Annotated in this window: 21 protein-coding genes; 6 read left to right on the top strand and 15 right to left on the bottom strand. The window is 66.8% G+C overall.

Features of this window, described 5'->3' with window-relative positions; genetic code table 11:
• Nucleotides 1–98 precede the first annotated feature (98 nt).
• The 11 genes from tolQ to ASE86_RS03655 form a co-directional block, all read right to left on the bottom strand.
• Nucleotides 99–791, bottom strand: a complete 693-nt coding sequence (gene tolQ, locus ASE86_RS03700; RefSeq protein WP_056422491.1) for a protein TolQ — start codon at nt 789–791, stop codon at nt 99–101.
• Between the two features lie 7 nt (nt 792–798).
• On the bottom strand, nt 799–1,257 hold the full coding sequence (locus tag ASE86_RS03695) for a YbgC/FadM family acyl-CoA thioesterase (protein WP_056422488.1): 459 nt from the start codon (nt 1,255–1,257) through the stop codon (nt 799–801).
• Between the two features lie 119 nt (nt 1,258–1,376).
• Nucleotides 1,377–2,396 (bottom strand): Holliday junction branch migration DNA helicase RuvB, encoded by a 1,020-nt coding sequence (gene ruvB, locus ASE86_RS03690; RefSeq protein WP_056422485.1) that lies wholly within the window; start codon nt 2,394–2,396, stop codon nt 1,377–1,379.
• The gene (locus ASE86_RS15880; protein ID WP_156347017.1) at nt 2,393–2,953 is read right to left on the bottom strand and encodes a hypothetical protein; all 561 of its coding nucleotides are present in this window, start codon (nt 2,951–2,953) and stop codon (nt 2,393–2,395) included. Before ASE86_RS15880 ends, ruvB begins: the two co-directional genes overlap by 4 nt.
• Complete coding sequence (gene ruvA, locus ASE86_RS03685; protein ID WP_056426556.1) at nt 2,950–3,555, bottom strand: Holliday junction branch migration protein RuvA; 606 nt, start codon at nt 3,553–3,555, stop codon at nt 2,950–2,952. Before ruvA ends, ASE86_RS15880 begins: the two co-directional genes overlap by 4 nt.
• A gap of 163 nt (nt 3,556–3,718) precedes the next feature.
• Nucleotides 3,719–4,219 carry a crossover junction endodeoxyribonuclease RuvC gene (ruvC, locus tag ASE86_RS03680; RefSeq protein ID WP_056422482.1) on the bottom strand — a complete coding sequence of 167 codons (501 nt, stop codon included), beginning with the start codon at nt 4,217–4,219 and terminating at the stop codon, nt 3,719–3,721.
• 137 nt (nt 4,220–4,356) lie between these two features.
• Nucleotides 4,357–5,100: a YebC/PmpR family DNA-binding transcriptional regulator gene (locus ASE86_RS03675; RefSeq protein WP_056422479.1), complete on the bottom strand. Its 744-nt coding sequence runs from the start codon at nt 5,098–5,100 to the stop codon at nt 4,357–4,359.
• Between the two features lie 29 nt (nt 5,101–5,129).
• Nucleotides 5,130–5,669, bottom strand: coding sequence for a DUF1003 domain-containing protein (locus tag ASE86_RS03670; RefSeq protein WP_056422476.1), 540 nt, complete (start codon nt 5,667–5,669; stop codon nt 5,130–5,132).
• A 159-nt stretch (nt 5,670–5,828) separates the two neighbouring features.
• The gene (locus ASE86_RS03665) at nt 5,829–6,068 is read right to left on the bottom strand and encodes a DUF2312 domain-containing protein (RefSeq protein ID WP_056422468.1); all 240 of its coding nucleotides are present in this window, start codon (nt 6,066–6,068) and stop codon (nt 5,829–5,831) included.
• A gap of 213 nt (nt 6,069–6,281) precedes the next feature.
• Complete coding sequence (locus tag ASE86_RS03660; RefSeq protein ID WP_056422467.1) at nt 6,282–6,680, bottom strand: VOC family protein; 399 nt, start codon at nt 6,678–6,680, stop codon at nt 6,282–6,284.
• 131 nt (nt 6,681–6,811) lie between these two features.
• Complete coding sequence (locus ASE86_RS03655; RefSeq protein ID WP_056422465.1) at nt 6,812–8,149, bottom strand: metal-dependent hydrolase family protein; 1,338 nt, start codon at nt 8,147–8,149, stop codon at nt 6,812–6,814.
• Between the two features lie 134 nt (nt 8,150–8,283).
• Here ASE86_RS03655 and ASE86_RS03650 point away from each other — a divergent pair, with 134 nt between their 5' ends.
• Together ASE86_RS03650 and ASE86_RS03645 are read left to right on the top strand one after the other, a co-directional pair.
• The gene (locus ASE86_RS03650; RefSeq protein ID WP_056422463.1) at nt 8,284–8,514 is read left to right on the top strand and encodes a hypothetical protein; all 231 of its coding nucleotides are present in this window, start codon (nt 8,284–8,286) and stop codon (nt 8,512–8,514) included.
• A 151-nt stretch (nt 8,515–8,665) separates the two neighbouring features.
• On the top strand, nt 8,666–8,857 hold the full coding sequence (locus ASE86_RS03645; protein WP_056422460.1) for a hypothetical protein: 192 nt from the start codon (nt 8,666–8,668) through the stop codon (nt 8,855–8,857).
• Nucleotides 8,858–8,910: 53 nt separating this feature from the next.
• Here the strand turns inward: ASE86_RS03645 and ASE86_RS03640 are convergent, their stop codons facing one another.
• On the bottom strand, nt 8,911–9,204 hold the full coding sequence (locus tag ASE86_RS03640; protein WP_056422457.1) for a DUF1244 domain-containing protein: 294 nt from the start codon (nt 9,202–9,204) through the stop codon (nt 8,911–8,913).
• A 78-nt stretch (nt 9,205–9,282) separates the two neighbouring features.
• Between ASE86_RS03640 and pyk the strand changes: the two genes are divergently transcribed.
• Nucleotides 9,283–10,749 carry a pyruvate kinase gene (pyk, locus tag ASE86_RS03635; RefSeq protein WP_056422454.1) on the top strand — a complete coding sequence of 489 codons (1,467 nt, stop codon included), beginning with the start codon at nt 9,283–9,285 and terminating at the stop codon, nt 10,747–10,749.
• A gap of 96 nt (nt 10,750–10,845) precedes the next feature.
• Here pyk and ASE86_RS03630 read toward each other — a convergent pair whose 3' ends face one another.
• Nucleotides 10,846–11,490, bottom strand: a complete 645-nt coding sequence (locus ASE86_RS03630) for a hypothetical protein (RefSeq protein ID WP_056422451.1) — start codon at nt 11,488–11,490, stop codon at nt 10,846–10,848.
• 108 nt (nt 11,491–11,598) lie between these two features.
• Between ASE86_RS03630 and ispH the strand changes: the two genes are divergently transcribed.
• The 3 genes from ispH (at nt 11,599) to rnhA (ending at nt 14,093) form a co-directional block, all read left to right on the top strand.
• On the top strand, nt 11,599–12,552 hold the full coding sequence (gene ispH / locus ASE86_RS03625; protein ID WP_056422447.1) for a 4-hydroxy-3-methylbut-2-enyl diphosphate reductase: 954 nt from the start codon (nt 11,599–11,601) through the stop codon (nt 12,550–12,552).
• A gap of 123 nt (nt 12,553–12,675) precedes the next feature.
• Nucleotides 12,676–13,641, top strand: coding sequence for a homoserine kinase (gene thrB, locus ASE86_RS03620; protein WP_056422444.1), 966 nt, complete (start codon nt 12,676–12,678; stop codon nt 13,639–13,641).
• A complete protein-coding gene (gene rnhA / locus ASE86_RS03615) occupies nt 13,638–14,093 on the top strand; it encodes a ribonuclease HI (protein WP_056422442.1) in 456 nt (151 codons plus the stop codon). Before thrB ends, rnhA begins: the two co-directional genes overlap by 4 nt.
• A gap of 167 nt (nt 14,094–14,260) precedes the next feature.
• Here rnhA and ASE86_RS03610 read toward each other — a convergent pair whose 3' ends face one another.
• A complete protein-coding gene (locus ASE86_RS03610) occupies nt 14,261–14,866 on the bottom strand; it encodes an ATP-binding cassette domain-containing protein (RefSeq protein ID WP_056422438.1) in 606 nt (201 codons plus the stop codon).
• Nucleotides 14,856–15,515 (bottom strand): molybdate ABC transporter permease subunit, encoded by a 660-nt coding sequence (modB, locus tag ASE86_RS03605; RefSeq protein ID WP_056422435.1) that lies wholly within the window; start codon nt 15,513–15,515, stop codon nt 14,856–14,858. The genes ASE86_RS03610 and modB overlap by 11 nt, the downstream gene beginning before the upstream one ends.
• Between the last annotated feature and the right edge of the window lie 42 nt (nt 15,516–15,557).

The following is a 15,557-nucleotide window of genomic DNA, read 5'->3' as shown; positions in this document are numbered from 1 at the left end:
GGGGGGGGTGCCGCAAAGGGCTCGCTCGCGGAGAGCCCCCTCCACCAGCCTGCGGCTGGTCCCCCTCCCCGTACCGGGGAGGACCTTCAGCAAAGCCCTCACCGATCCGAGTCCAGCTGACGGCTGAGCGTCGCATGGAAGCCATCGGCAAACCGGTTCAACCGCGCCTCGATCCGGTTGATGCCGTGGCTGAACCGGTTGTACGCGATGACCGCCGGGATCGCCGCGAACAGGCCGATTGCGGTCGCGAACAGCGCCTCCGCTATGCCCGGCGCGACCACCGCCAGCGACGAATTCTGCTGGCTGGCGATCGCGGTGAACGACCGCATGATGCCCCAGACGGTGCCGAACAGACCGACGAACGGCGCGACCGAGCCCACCGTCGCCAGCACGTTCAGCCGGTCGCTGAGCTTATCGATCTCGGCCGCGGTCGCCGCCCCCATCGTCGTCGCCAGCCGCTCGCGCGTGCCGTCGCGGTCGATGACCTTGCCCGACGTCGATCGCCGCCATTCGGCGACCCCGGCGGCGAACACCTTCGCCATCGGCAGGTCGCTCTCGCGCTCGGCGCGGTGAAACGCGTCGATGTCGGCGGCGCTGCGATACGCCTCGTCGAACCGCGCGGTGTCCTTGCGCACGGCACCCAGCCGGCGCCAGAACATCACGATGATCGCCCAGGTCCAGACGCTGGCGGCCAGCAGCCCCAGCATCACCGCCTTCACGACCCAGTCGGCTTGCAGGAACAGCGCGACGGGCGACAGCGTCGCGGCGTCGGTGTTGGCGATAAGCTCCATGTCCGTTCTATTCCCCCTGCCAGATCAGGCGTTCGAAAATTGCGGTCCACGCAGGCGACTGGCGACGCGGACGGCCCGAAGGAGCGACGAACGCCGCCTCCACCGTCGCGTCCGTCAGTTGGACGGTGTCGCGCATGACTCTCTGATGAATGACGACCGATGCCGCGCGAACCTGGATCAGGCGCGACACGACGCTCAGCGTGTCGTCGAGGCGGGCCGGCGCATGATAGCGAAGCGCGATGTCGCGAACGACATACACCCCCTCCCCCGCCTCATGCGCCGCGCGCTGGTCGATGCCCGCCGCGCGCAGCATCGCCGATCGCGCGCGTTCCATGTAGCGCAGGTAATTGGCGTGATAGACGACCCCCGACAGGTCGGTATCCTCGAAATAGACACGGCATACGAACAGATGCTCAGCGCCGTCGAAACGGCCCTCCAGCGGCATCGGTGCGGGTGTGGCGTCCATGCCACAGGCTGTTAACCGTGTTGGGCGGGGGGCGGAACCCCGGAAGTGGATTTCGCTTCGCAAAACCCTGTCCTCGCCCACGCAAAGGCGGGGATGAGGGCTTGGCGGCGCCTACGCCCTCAATCGAACAACCCGTCCTGCGACCCTGTCGGCGGCTCGAGCCCAAGATGCTTCCACCCCAGCCCGTTCAGGCACCGTCCCCGCGCCGTCCGCGCGATCAGGCCGAGCTGGATCAGATACGGCTCGATCACTTCCTCGATCGTATCGCGCGGTTCGCTCAGGCCCGCGGCCAGCGTTTCCACGCCGACCGGCCCGCCCTTGTAGATGTCGGCGATCATCGTCAGGTACCGCCGGTCCATTGCGTCGAGGCCCAGGTTGTCGACCTCCAGCCGGGTCAGCGCGCCGTCGGCGGCCTTGGCATCCACCGTCTCGACCCCGGCGACCGTCGCGAAGTCGCGCACCCGCCGCAGCAGCCGCCCGGCAATCCGCGGGGTGCCCCGGCTCCGCCGGGCGATCTCGCGCGCACCGTCGTCGGACACCCGCAGGTCGAGCAACCCGGCCGCGCGCGTCACCACGCGCAGCAATTCGTCCTCGGTATAGAATTGCAGCCGCACCGGAATGCCGAAGCGATCGCGCAAGGGGGTGGTCAGCAAGCCCTGCCGCGTGGTCGCCCCGACCAGCGTAAAGCGCGGAAGATCGATCCGTACCGACCGCGCCGACGGTCCCTCGCCGATCATCAGATCGAGCGCGCGGTCCTCCATCGCCGGATACAACACTTCCTCGACCGCGGGATTCAGGCGGTGGATCTCGTCGATGAACAGGACGTCGCCGTCCTCCAGATTGGTCAGCAACGCCGCCAGATCGCCCGACTTGGCGATGACCGGCCCGCTGGTCGCGCGAAAACCCACCCCCATCTCGCGCGCGACGATCTGCGCCAGCGTCGTCTTGCCGAGACCCGGCGGCCCGAAGAACAGCACATGGTCCAGCGCATCGCCGCGGGATTTGGCCGCATCGATGAACACGCGTAGGTTCCCCCGCGCCGCCTTCTGCCCGACGAACTCGTCGAGGCTCTTCGGACGCAGCGCAGCATCGACGTCCTCGGGGCGGCGGCTGGCGGTCAGGATGCGATCGTCGGTCATTTGCCGCGCAAAGCCTGCCTAGCTTTTTCAATTTCGCCGTGAGGACGGCCCGATGGATTTTTTCCTAAGATTCCTCGCAAATGGACTGTTCGCAAAAAAACTACATCGCGCCGGTTCATCAATTCCGAATTTTGGCCATAGGCCATACCTATCAAAAATTTCTCAAGCCAATTTATCGCCCGGGCACCACCCGATCGATTTTCGCTCAGATTCCAGTCTGTCTCAGAAAACGATTTCGTAATTAAAGGAAAAAAATATATCATCGCGGGCCCACGTCGGCGGGATATAACTTCGTTATAAATCTGTAGTTTATGATCATCAAAAGCTTCTTCACGAAAGCTACCCTGACAAATTGTCTTACCAATATACCACGGCTTTATATCAGCATCTCCCATTGTAAACATATAACAACCAATCCCCCTTTCAGGTGACGGTCCATCATAAACATTTACTCTCGTATCCCACCAATATTTTGACGGTCGATAGCATAGCCCATCAATTAGCTCGATCTTGAATGGCCCGTACACTTCAAAGAAATGGCCGTTTTTCTCAATCATTGTTTCTTTGCCGCCTTCCTGAGCGCCAGACGCACCAGCGCGTCGAGCGTCGCGCTCGGACCAAGTTCCTCCTCCGCCGCCGCGACCGCCGCGCTCGCCTCGGCCGGTCGGAAGCCCAGGTTGCCGAGCGCCGACAGCGCGTCGCCCGCGGCACTGCCGGCCGGCGCCACCGCGCCGCCCGTCATCGGCCCCAGCGCGACCGTCCCGACCTTGTCCTTCAGTTCGCGCACGATGCGTTCGGCCAGTTTCGGGCCGACGCCGTTCGCGCGGGCGACCATCGCCTTGTCCTGCGCCGCCACAGCGCGCGACAGGTCGTCGGGCGGCAGTGCGGACAGGATCGCCAGCGCCACGCGCGCGCCGACGCCCTGCACGCCGGTCAACAGGCGGAACCAGTCACGCTCGGACGCGGTCGCGAAGCCGACCAGGCGCAGGAAATCCTCGCCCACCAGCAGTTCGGTATGGAGCGTCACCCCCTCCCCCACCGCGCCCAGCGCATCGAGCGTGCGGGCGGATGCGCCGACGAGATAGCCGACCCCGCCGACGTCGATGACGGCGTGGTCGCTGGCCGTGGACGTCAGGATGCCTTTGAGATGGGCGATCACGGAGCGGGCGCCCAGCGATTTGCGCAAGCGAATCGCGGAGTCGCCACGGCGAGCAGCAGGGCGGCGAAGCCGTCCTGTCTGACGGCGTGGCGGAGGGAAAGAACACACATCACCCCGGAACCTAACCGGAACACCCCCAATCGACCAGCCCCTTCCGCTGCCCTCACCGCCGCCCGGCGAGTCCCATAGAGCGCGCACTCGCGACGTGGTGCGCATGGGTGATCGCCACCGCCAGCGCGTCGGCGGCGTCCGGCCCGGCGAGCTTCACGCCCGGCAGCAACACGCCCACCATCGCCTGGATCTGCCGCTTCTCCGCGCCTCCGGTGCCGACGACCGCCTTCTTGACCGTGCTCGGGTGATATTCGCCGATGACCAGCCCCGCCGTCGCCGCCGCCAGCAGCACGACGCCGCGCGCCTGCCCCAGCTTCAGCGTCGATTGCGCATTGCTGTTGCCCAGCACTTCCTCGGCTGCCGCGCTGTCGGGGCGTTCGGCGCGAATGACCTCGCCCAGCGCCTCGTACAGGTTCGACAGGCGGCGCGGCAGCGGCATCGCCGGCTCGGTCCGGATCTGGCCGTTGGCGATATGGCGCAGGCGATTCCCCTCCGCCGCGATGATGCCCCAACCGGTCGTGCCGAGTCCGGGGTCGAGGCCGAGGATGATCATGAACAATCCTCCCCGATCTGGGGAGGGGGACCGCTCGAAGAGCGGTGGAGGGGGCGTCCCGCAGGCGGTGCACTCGCGGCGCCCCCCTTCCACCACGCTGCGCGTGGTCCCCCTCCCCGTGCCAGGGAGGATCGCATTTAGCCCAGCTTTTCCATCACCGCGTCGGAGACTTCGTAATTGCCCCACACGGTCTGAACGTCGTCGTCGTCGTCCAGCGCGTCGATCAGCTTGAACAGCGTCGCGGCGTCGCTCTCGTCGACCTCGACCATCGTCTGCGGCCGCCAGGCGAGCTTGGCGCCTTCGGCTTCGCCCAGCACCGGCTCCAGCGCCTTCATGACTTCATGGAGACCGCCCTGGTCGGTCCAGATCTCGTGCCCGTCCTCGCTCGACGTCACGTCTTCCGCGCCTGCGTCCAGTGCGGCTTCGAACACCTTTTCGGCGTCACCGGCCGACGCCGGGTAGGAGATCAGGCCGACCCGGTCGAAACCGTGGCTGACCGATCCCGACGCGCCCAGATTGCCGCCGTTCTTGCTGACCGCGGTGCGGACGTTGGTCACGGTGCGGTTGCGGTTGTCGGTCAGTGCCTCGATGATGAGCGACACGCCGCCGGGGCCGAAGCCTTCGTACCGGATTTCCTCGTAATTCTCGGTATCACCCTTTGATGCCTTGTCGATCGCGCGCTGGATGTTGTCCTTGGGCATCGACTGCGCCTTGGCCGCGTTGACCGCGGCGCGCAGGCGCGGGTTCATGTCGGGGTCTGGCAGACCCATCTTCGCCGCGACCGTGATTTCGCGGCTGAGCTTGGAAAACATGCCCGAGCGCTTCTTATCCTGCGCGCCCTTGCGGTGCATGATGTTCTTGAATTTGGAATGGCCTGCCATGGTCGCCTCTGGAATGATTGCGGCGGGTCTTAGTCGCGGGACGCGGAAATCGCCAGAGCATCGATCTTCGCCTCCAGCGCCCGCAACCGCTCGACAACCGCGACGTCCAGCTTGTGGTGCAGCCGCAGGATCTCGATCTCGGCGCGCAGGTTGGTTTCGAAATCCAGGCTCGCCGCCAGCCGGTCCTTCCGCGCCTGGCGATTCTGGCTCATCATGATGACCGGCGCCTGGATCGCCGCGACCGTCGACAGCATCAGGTTGAGGAAGATGTAGGGATAGGGGTCGAAGGCCAACCCGAAATGCTGGAGCACGTCGGAATTGAGCAGCATCCACCCGACCAGCACCACCGAGAACGCGATGATGAAGCCCCAGCTGCCGCCGACCGCCGCAACGCGATCCGACAGCCGGTCCCCGAAGCTTTCGCGCTCGTCGGCGACGTCGCCGGCATCGCGCGTGATGAGGGTTCCCGCCTCGATCGTCTCGAGGACTCGGCGTTCCTCGGGATCGAGCTCAACCGCGGGCTTGCCGAGCAGATGCTGGGCGAGTTCGTCGAGCGGGGGTTTTGACATGGGCGGCGGGCCTTGACGGATAGAGGACATCGCCCGGTAGGTTGGGCTGGGCAACCTCCCAACCCCGTCTTTCCCGCAAACGCGGGGACCCATCTCCCGGACTGCCCGCGCGACCGCCGCGGGAGATGGATTCCCGCCTTCGCGGATACGACGGTATCTTTACACGAGACCCAGCGCGTTGCGGTACGTCTCCAGCAAAGCATCCGCCTCGTCGCGGTGGTGCTTCTCCATTTTCCGCAGACCGACGATCTTGCGCATCGTCTTCGAATCGAAACCGGTCGACTTCGCTTCGCCGTAGACGTCCTTGATGTCGTCGGCGATACCGCGCTTTTCTTCTTCCAGCCGTTCGATGCGCTCGATGAACAGGCGCAGCTGCTCGGCCGACACGTTATCGGTCATTGCTCGCTCCAATTGAGGCGCCGGCGTCGCGCCTTTCGGGGCGTCCGAAACCGGCTAAGGCAGCGGCGTTTACCCTAACCGGTCATGAGTGCAAGGGGTGGCAGGTCGGGCAGTGACCTGCCGCAAATGGCCGATCTTGGGTCGGAAGCGGACATTCGCGGGATCGCATGATCGAGGTCCGCCATGGTCAGACGCGGACCCGTGCCGACCGGATCAGGCCGGAAAGTGAATTCCGCACAGCTTGTTGCCGTCGGGATCACGAAAATAGGCCAGTTCGATGGTGCCCATGGAGGCCGTTTCGCGCGGTCCGGGCGGAGCTTCGATCGAGGTTCCGCCAGCGGCAACGGCGGTGTCGTGAAGCTGCTTCACCTGCTCCGGCGAGTCGCAGGAAAAGGCGACGGTGCTGCCGTTGGCGACGCTTGCCGGTTCATCGTTGATCGGCTGGCTGACGATGAAGTTGGTCCCGTTGCCGTTATTGTAAATCAGGCGTGTATGACCGCTGTCGGCGATGTTCCGCGTCCCTTCCCCTGCCCCCAAGGTGCCGAGCACCGTGTCGTAGAAGCGCTTTGACCGTTCGATGTCGTTCGACCCGACCATGGTGTGGAAAAGCATGCATACTCTCCTGGAGGCTGACCGACTTTCGATCGCCACTCGCGGCCTCACCTACCCGGCACATATCCCGCGGTCACCCCCGCGCCCTCGAATTGTCCGCTTTCGGGCGAAGCAGACGCCATTTCCGCACATCACTCCGCCGGAAACAGCGCGACCTTACCCGCCATCTTCCGCACCGCGCCGCGCTGCATCACGAAGTCCACCGCGTTCAGCCGCGCGACGTCGACCACCGGGTCGCCCGCCACCGCGATGATGTCCGCATCCATGCCAGGTGCGATCCGGCCGATGCGGTTTTCGCGGCCCAGCAGCGCAGCGGCGTCGACCGTCGCGGTGCGGATCGCCTGCGCGGGCGTCATGCCGACGGCGGTCATGTAGCCGAATTCCAGCGCGTTGGTCGCGTGCGGGCCGACGCCCGAATCGGTGCCGAACGCGACCTTCACCCCTTGGGCAAAGGCACGGCGGTGGCTGTCCTTGACGACCTTGGCCACTTCTTCTGCCTTCGCCGCCGACGCGGCAGGGCGTTCGCCCGCGCGGCTCTGGCGGATGACGCTTTCGAAAGCGTGCATCGTGGGCACGAGGTACGCGCCACGTTCCTTGAACAGGCGGATCGTCTCGTCGTCGATATAGCTGCCGTGTTCGATCGAATCGACGCCGGCGCGCAGGGCCGTGTCGATCCCCGACTTTCCGTGCGCGTGCGCGGTCGCCTTGCGGCCGAAGCTGTGCGCGGTGTCGACGACCGCCTTCATCTCCTCGGGCGTCATCTGCGCCTCCAGCCCGCCGGCGATGTTCGAGCCCACCCCGCCCGACGCGGCGAACTTGATGACCTCGGCGCCGGTAAAGATCTGCTCGCGGGTCGCGCGGCGGCAGTCGTCGGCGCCGTTGCACAGATGCGTCGCCTCCATCCGTTCGGCGTGGGCATAATCCTCCTTCAAACCGTTGGCATCGCCGTGCCCGGCGGTGACCGAGATCATGCGGCCGGCGTTGACGATCGTCGGCCCCTCCAGGTCACCGCGCGCGATCGCGTCGCGCAGCGCGCGGATGCCGCGCGGCTCGGGTGCACCGAGATCGCGGACGGTCGTGAAGCCGGTCAGCAGCGTCGCCCGCGCGCGGCCGGCAGCGGCGACGAAGGCGTCCTCCTTGTCCACGCCCGATGCCTCCAACCGCGATTTCAGCGGATAGCCCGACGAATAGAAATGGACGTGCATGTCGATCAGGCCGGGCAGGACATAGCGGTCCTTCAGGTCGACCAGCGCCGCGCCGCCTTCGGGTGCCACGAAGCCGTCGCGGACCTCGGCCACCTTGCCGCCGCGCACGATGATCGTGGAATTGCCGCGCGGGGCCTTCGCGGGATCGGCGAGCAATCGCCCGGCTTGGATGTAGGTGATTTTGTCCGCCGCGACCGGTGCCGCCGTCTGCGCCGCCGCCGGCATCGCGACCATCACCGCCGCGCCTATCATCCATGCCTTCATCGCTGCCCCCTCACCACACGTTAACCCTGTCTCTTAACGGGACAGGTCGCCGGACGTCCGCGCGGATCGCCCCTTCGTCGCGGCATGGTGTGCGCGTTACCTATGCCCGGTCAACTCTCGAAGGACTCTTGCTTATGCGCACCTTGTCGACCCAGGAAATCGCGACCGTCACCGGCGCCGGCCGTCGCGGCGGCGGCTGCTACACCCCACCGGCGGCGTGCGAGCCGACCCCGCCCGCGTGCAACACCGGCGGTTCGTCGTCGTCGAACAGCTACTCCTACAGCTCGTCCTATTCGTACAGCTATTCGTCGAGCTACAGCTATTCCTACAGCCGCGCGTGGTCGTCGCCCGCGTTCTACTGGTGATCTGTCGGTGGGTCGGTGCGGCACGGTAACCACGGTCGGTAACAACATCGCCCGCAAGCGGCCACATTATCGCGGTTAACGCGACGATTACCGCTTCCAGATGCTGTCACGCATCGGCACGCCCTGACATCACCAAGGAGGAGAGACTGTCATGCGTACCCTAATCGCGACCGAATTCACTACAGTGTCGGGCGGAACCGGCTGCTACACGCCACCGCCGCCGTGCACGCCGACCCCGCCGGTCTGCGCGCCGAGCAAGAAGGCCAAGGGCAACAACGGCTTCGGCAACGGTGCCAACGACGGCGTGCCCGGCAAGTCGGGCAAGACCGACGCGACCCGCTAAGCCTAGATGTCAGACGTGAAAAGGGGCGGCGGTCGCGCTGCCCCTTTTTTGCGTCAGGCCGGGTTCTTCGCCACGCTCTCGGCCATGCGCGCCAGCTGTTCGGGCGTCGCCTCGCCCTGATGCTGCGCCTTCCACTTACCATAGGGCATGCCGTAGATCGCGGCGCGCGCGGTGTCCTTGTCCACCCCCGCCGCTTCGCCGACCCAGTCGCTCAGGCAATTGCGGCAGAAGCCCGCCAGCCCCATCAGGTCGACGTTCTGCGCATCCGTCCGGTGGCGCAGGTGGCGGACCAGCCGGCGAAACGCCGCGGCGGCAGCCTGATCGTCGATACGGTCGAGGTCATCCATGCGATGCATTCCTATTCATTGAACGCCGACTCATTTACCGGCTAGGGCGTCTCGTGAAAGCCCGTGCGAAGGAATCCCATGACCGACCTGTTCCCGCCCCGCAATCGCAAGGTCCGTGTGCTCGCGACGCTGGGCCCCGCCTCCAGCACGCCCGAGATGATCGCGAAGCTGTTCGCTGCCGGTGCCGACGCATTCCGCGTGAACATGAGCCACGGCGACCAGGAATCGAAGCGCCCGGTGATCGCCGCCATCCGCAGCATCGAAAAGACGCTGGGCCGCCCGACCACGATCCTCGCCGACCTGCAGGGGCCGAAGCTGCGGGTCGGCCAGTTCGCGGACGGCAAGGTGCCGCTGGAAACCGGCCAGCGCTTCGTGCTCGACCGGGACGAGGCATTGGGCGACACCACCCGCGTCCGCCTGCCGCACCGCGAGATCTTTGCCGCGGCCGAGGACGGCGCGCGCCTGCTGCTCGACGACGGCAAGATGGTGCTGCGCGTCGTCGACCACGACGCCGACCGCATCGTGACGGAAGTCGTCGTCGGCGGCATGCTGAGCAACAACAAGGGGCTGAACGTTCCCGACATGGTCCTGCCGCTCGCCGCGCTGACCGAGAAGGACCGCAGCGACATGGCGTTCGCGCTGGATGTCGGGGTGGACTGGATCGCGATGAGCTTCGTCCAGCGACCCGAGGATCTGGCCGAGGGGCGCAAGCTGATCGGCGGCCGCGCGGCGCTCCTCGCCAAGATCGAGAAGCCCTCGGCCGTCGCGCGGCTGGAGGAGATCGTCGAACATTGCGACGGCGTGATGGTCGCGCGCGGCGACCTGGGCGTCGAACTGCCGCCGCAGTCGGTGCCGCCGCTACAGAAGCGCATCGTCGAGACCGCGCGCCGCCAGGGCAAGCCGGTGGTCGTCGCGACGCAGATGCTCGAATCGATGATTACCAGTCCGTCGCCGACCCGCGCCGAAGTCTCCGACGTCGCCACCGCGGTCTATGACGGGGCGGACGCGATCATGCTGTCGGCGGAAAGCGCGGCGGGCGCCTGGCCGATCGAATCGGTCACGATGATGGACCTGATCGCGGTGTCGGTGGAGGAGGACCCCGCGCACGGCGACCGCGTCCACTTCACCGTGCTGAAACCCGATCCGACCACCGCCGACGCGCTGGCCGAAGCGGCCAAGGGCATCGCGCTGACCGCATCGGCCAAGGCGATCGTGTGCTTCACCAGTTCAGGGTCCACCGCACGCCGCATCGCGCGCGAGCGGCCGTCGGTGCCGATCCTGGTGCTGACCCCCGAACTGGACACCGCGCGCAAGCTGGGGCTGCTGTGGGGCGTCCACGCCGTCCACACCCGCGATGTCGATTCGTTCGAGGAGATGGTCGGCAAGGCCAAGCGCATGGCGCTGCGCCACGGCATCGCTGGGGCGGGCGACAGCATCATCATCTGCGCGGGCGTGCCGTTCAAGACGCCGGGCAGCACCAACGTGCTCCACGTCGTCCGCCTGATCGGCGACGAGCTGAAAGGCTACGAGGCTCCGGAGGCGTAAATCCCCGCTGTGCTCCCGCGCAGGCGGGAGCCCAGAGTAACTGAGGTCGGACCCTTGCGGCCCTGGGCTCCCGCCTGCGCGGGAGCACCGGAAACCTCACCGCGTGACGTTGTACTTCAGCTGCTCGTCGGTCAGCTGGAAGCCGACCAGCGCCTCGAACGTCGCCTTGGCGACCGCGGTGCGCACGGTGGGATCGGCCAGCGGGTCGATCGCCGCGTCCTCCTGGCCCGGCTTGCGCTCGCGCGTGATCTGCTGGCGGATATCGTCGGGCAGCGTCGCGGCGGCGCGGGTGACATAGGCAGTGCCGGTGCCGGTCGCCTGCGCACGCGCCTGGCCCGCGGCGAAGCGGAGCGTCGCCTGGCCGACGCGCTTGGCGACGACCACGCTGCCCCCCTGCACCACGGTCGTGAAATACGGCAGCGTCACGTCGCGCGCAGCGGATGTGTCGGTCCGCCGGCCGATCACGTCGAAGGTGATCTGGCTGACGATGGGATCGCCGCTGTCGGTGCAGGTCGCGCGCACGTTGGTGATCGACGCCGTCACGTCGATCGCGTCCTGCGTGCGGTCGGTGGGCGAGGTGAACAGCGTGATGTCGCCGGTCCCGGCGGGCACCGCGACGATCGGGCAGGCGGTGCGGACGGCGGTGATGCCGCCCGATGCGTCGATCTCACCCCGCCGCGAGCAGGCGGTGGTGCCGAGAAGGGCGAGGGTCGCGAGAACGACGAGCTTACGGGAGATCAACGGGGGAACCTTTCGAAACGCCGGGCCCGCGCTACCAAGCGGCTTCGGCCCGCGCAAGCACACGCGTACTTCCGCGCGCTTCCACAATCGCGTAGTGGCCAAGGTGTGATGACCGAAGCCCCCAAGCCCGTCCTCGACCTCCTCATCGCTGCGCCGCGCGGCTTCTGCGCCGGGGTCGACCGCGCGATCCAGATCGTCGAACTGGCGATCGAGCGCTACGGCGCGCCGGTCTATGTCCGGCATGAAATCGTCCACAACAAGTTCGTCGTCGACACGCTGAAGGCCAAGGGCGCGGTGTTCGTCGAGACGCTGGACGACGTACCCGACGGCGTGCCGGTGGTCTTTTCCGCGCACGGCGTGCCCAAGGCGGTGCCGGCCAAGGCGGAGTCGCGTGGCCTCAGCTACCTCGATGCGACCTGCCCGCTGGTCAGCAAGGTCCATCGCCAGGCCGAACGCCTAGTGGCTGCCGGCCGCCACATTCTGTTCGTCGGCCACGCCGGACACCCCGAAGTCATCGGCACCTTCGGCCAGGTGCCCGAGGGCAACATGACGCTGATCGAGACCGAGGAGGACGCCGAGAGCTTCGCGCCCGCCGATCCGGAAAACCTAGCGTTCCTGACCCAGACCACGCTGTCGGTCGACGACACCGCCGCAATCATGGGCATCCTCCAGCGCCGCTTCCCCGCGATCGTCGCGCCCAAGGCCGACGACATCTGCTACGCGACCTCGAACCGCCAGGCTGCGGTCAAGGCGATCGCCGGCCAGTGCGACCTGATGCTGGTCATCGGCGCGCCGAATTCGTCCAATTCGCTGCGGCTGGTCGAAGTGGCGAAGCGCGAAGGCGTGTCGGCGCACCTGATCCAGCGCGCCGCCGATCTCGACTGGGCGTGGCTCGACGGCGTCGGCACGCTCGGGCTGACCGCCGGCGCGTCCGCCCCCGAAGTCCTGATCCGCGAACTCGTGGACTTGTTGAGCACGCGCTACGACGTGCACGAGCGCGAGGAGGAAACGACCCGCGAGTCGATCGCTTTCAAGCTGCCTAAGGAATTGCAGGCGGCGTAAGGGGTAGCCCCCTGACCCCCGTTCGCACTGAGCTTGTCGAAGTGCTGCTTTTTCTTCTTTGCGCGCGCTTTCCTACAAAGGACAGTGCTTCGACAAGCTCAGCACGAACGGGGTTTGCCGGAAATGGCCGTCTACACGCACGTCTCGGCCGAAACGCTGTCGGCCTTCCTCGCCCGCTACGACGTCGGCGACCTCGTCTCGGCCAAGGGCATCGCCGAGGGTGTCGAAAACTCCAATTACCTCGTCGACACCACCCGCGACCGCTTCATCCTGACGCTGTACGAAAAGCGCGTGGCGGCGGGCGACCTGCCCTATTTCATGGCCCTGCTCGATCATCTGGCGGCCAAGGGCCTGCCGGTGCCGCCGGCGATCCCCGACCGCTCCGGCACCGCGATCCAGGAACTCGAGGGCCGAGCGGCCTGCCTGATCCGTTTCCTGCCCGGCGTGTCTCTCAGCCACGCTACGCTGGCGCAAGCGTCGGCCGCCGGCACGGCCTTGGCGGAACTGCATTCGGCGGTTGCGGATTTCCCGCTCGATCGCGTTAACTCGATGGGCTTCGACAGCTGGCGTCCGCTGCTCGATCAATGTGGTCAAAGCTTGGATGAGATCGCACCAGGACTGCATCGCGACATCGCCTTCGCGCTCGCCGATCTTGCGGCGACGTGGCCCGGCAACTTGGATCGATGCGCGATCCATGCCGATCTCTTTCCTGACAATGTGCTGATGCTGGGCGACCGGGTCACCGGTCTGATCGATTTCTATTTCGCCTGTACCGACATCCGTCTTTATGACTTGGCAGTGATGCACGCCGCGTGGTCGTTCGACTCCAGCGGACGCGACTACGATGCGGCTATCGGCGACGCGCTGATCGCCGGTTATGCGTCGCGCTTTCCCCTGACCGTTGAAGATCGGGCCGCGTTCAATGACCTTGCTGTGGGGGCGTGCATCCGCTTCACGCTTTCGCGCGCGTGGGACTGGATCAATACGCCGGCAGACGCGCTCGTCATGCGGAAGGACCCGCTCGCCTTCTGGCGGCGGCTGAAAATCTACGATCCCAACCTCGCAACACTCCTGAAGACGCTGACATGACCGACCGTTCCGCCGAACTCCCCTTCGTCGAAATCGCCACCGACGGCGCGTGCAAGGGCAATCCCGGCCCCGGCGGCTGGGGTGCGCTGCTGCGTTTCGGCGCAAAGGAAAAAGAGATGTCGGGGGCTGAGAACCCGACGACCAACAACCGCATGGAACTGATGGCCGCAATCCGCGCGCTGTCGGCGCTGAAACAGCCGTGCCGCGTCAAGCTGTCGACCGACAGCCGCTACGTGATGGACGGCCTGACGAAGTGGATCCACGGCTGGCAACGCAACGGCTGGAAGACCGCAGACCGCAAGCCGGTCAAGAACGCCGAACTGTGGCAGGCGCTCCTCGCCGCCGCGCAGCCCCACCGGATCGAATGGACCTGGGTCAAGGGCCACACCGGCCACCCTGACAACGAACGCGTCGACAAGCTGGCGAGCGACGCGGCGAAGGCGGCGGCTTGATCGAGATACTGACCACAAACCGTTCGTGCTGAGCCTGTCGGGCGCCCATCAAAGTATTACTTTGATGGGCCCCTGGCCGAAGCACCGTTCTTTGATCCGCGAGCGCTGAATTTGCGGCACGAAGTACGGTGCTTCGACAAGCTCAGCACGAACGGAATTTGTAACGTTTATCCGACCCGCACCACCTGCGTCGCCAGTCGTTCCGCCTCGCCAGCATCATGCGTCACCATCACGATCGGCATGTCGCCGGCATCGCGCAACCGCAGGATCACGCCCTCGATCTCCGCCCGGCGCGCGGCATCCAGGAACGACAGCGGTTCGTCCAGCAGCAGCGCCCGCGGGCCGCTGAGCAGCGCGCGGCCGATCGCCACGCGCCGCGCCTCGCCACCCGACAGCGTCCGCGGCCAGCGATCGAGCAGATGCGCGATGCCGAGAAACGCGCACGCCTCCGCGAGGCCGCTGCCGTCGGTCGCGCCGTAGAGCAGGTTGGCCCGTACCCGCTTGTGCGGAAACAGCCGCGCGTCCTGGAAGACATAGCCGATCCCGCGCCGCTCGGGCGGAAGGTTCACGCGCGCTGCCGCGTCGAACACCGTATCCCCGCCGATCCGCACGTGCCCGCGCGTCGGCGTCCGCAGCCCTGCGATCATGTTCAGCACGCTCGTCTTGCCCACGCCGCTGGGTCCGAACAGCACGGTCAGCCCGGCGTCGGCGGTGAAGGCGCACGCGACCTCCGTCTCGCCGACGAGGCCCGCGACATCGACCTCAAACCGCATGCTGCCCCCGGCCCGCGCGGCGCACGAGCAGTTCCGACGCCACCAGTGCGGCGAGCGACAGCGCCACCGACACCCCCGCCAGCCGCCACACCGCGCCTTCGCTGCCCGGCACCTGGAGCGCGGCATAGATGGCCAGTGGCAACGTCTCGGTCTCGCCCGGCACGTTCGATACGAAGGTGATCGTCGCGCCGAATTCGCCCAGCGCCCGCGCAAACCCCAGGATTGCGGCGGCCAGGATACCCGGCAGGCTGAGGGGCAGGGTGACGGTCGCGAAGACCCGCCAGCGCCCCGCGCCCAATGTGCGCGCGGCATTCTCCAGCCGCCGGTCGACACCCTCGATCGACAGCCGCATCGCGCGCACCATCAGCGGCAGCGCCATCACGCCACTGGCGATCGCCGCGCCGGTCCAGCGGAACAGCACCGCGTCGCCGAACATCGCCAGCGGCCCATCGGCGGCAAAAGCGAGCAGCAACAGCCAGCCGGTCACCACCGGCGGCACGACGAGCGGCAGGTGCACCAGTCCGTCGAGCAGCAGCTTGCCCGGGAAGGACACCCGCGCCAGCACCCAGGCGAGCGCAAAGGCGACCGGCAACGACGAAACGACCGCGACGATGGCGACTTTGAGCGACAGCAGAATGATGGGTGTCACGCAAAATCCTCCCCGACACGGGGAGGGGGACCGCGACGCGAA

The organism is Sphingomonas sp. Leaf33, from assembly GCF_001421785.1.
GTDB lineage: Bacteria > Pseudomonadota > Alphaproteobacteria > Sphingomonadales > Sphingomonadaceae > Sphingomonas.
Note: the sequence above shows the minus strand (reverse complement) of the source record. Positions and strands in the feature narration are given on the sequence as shown.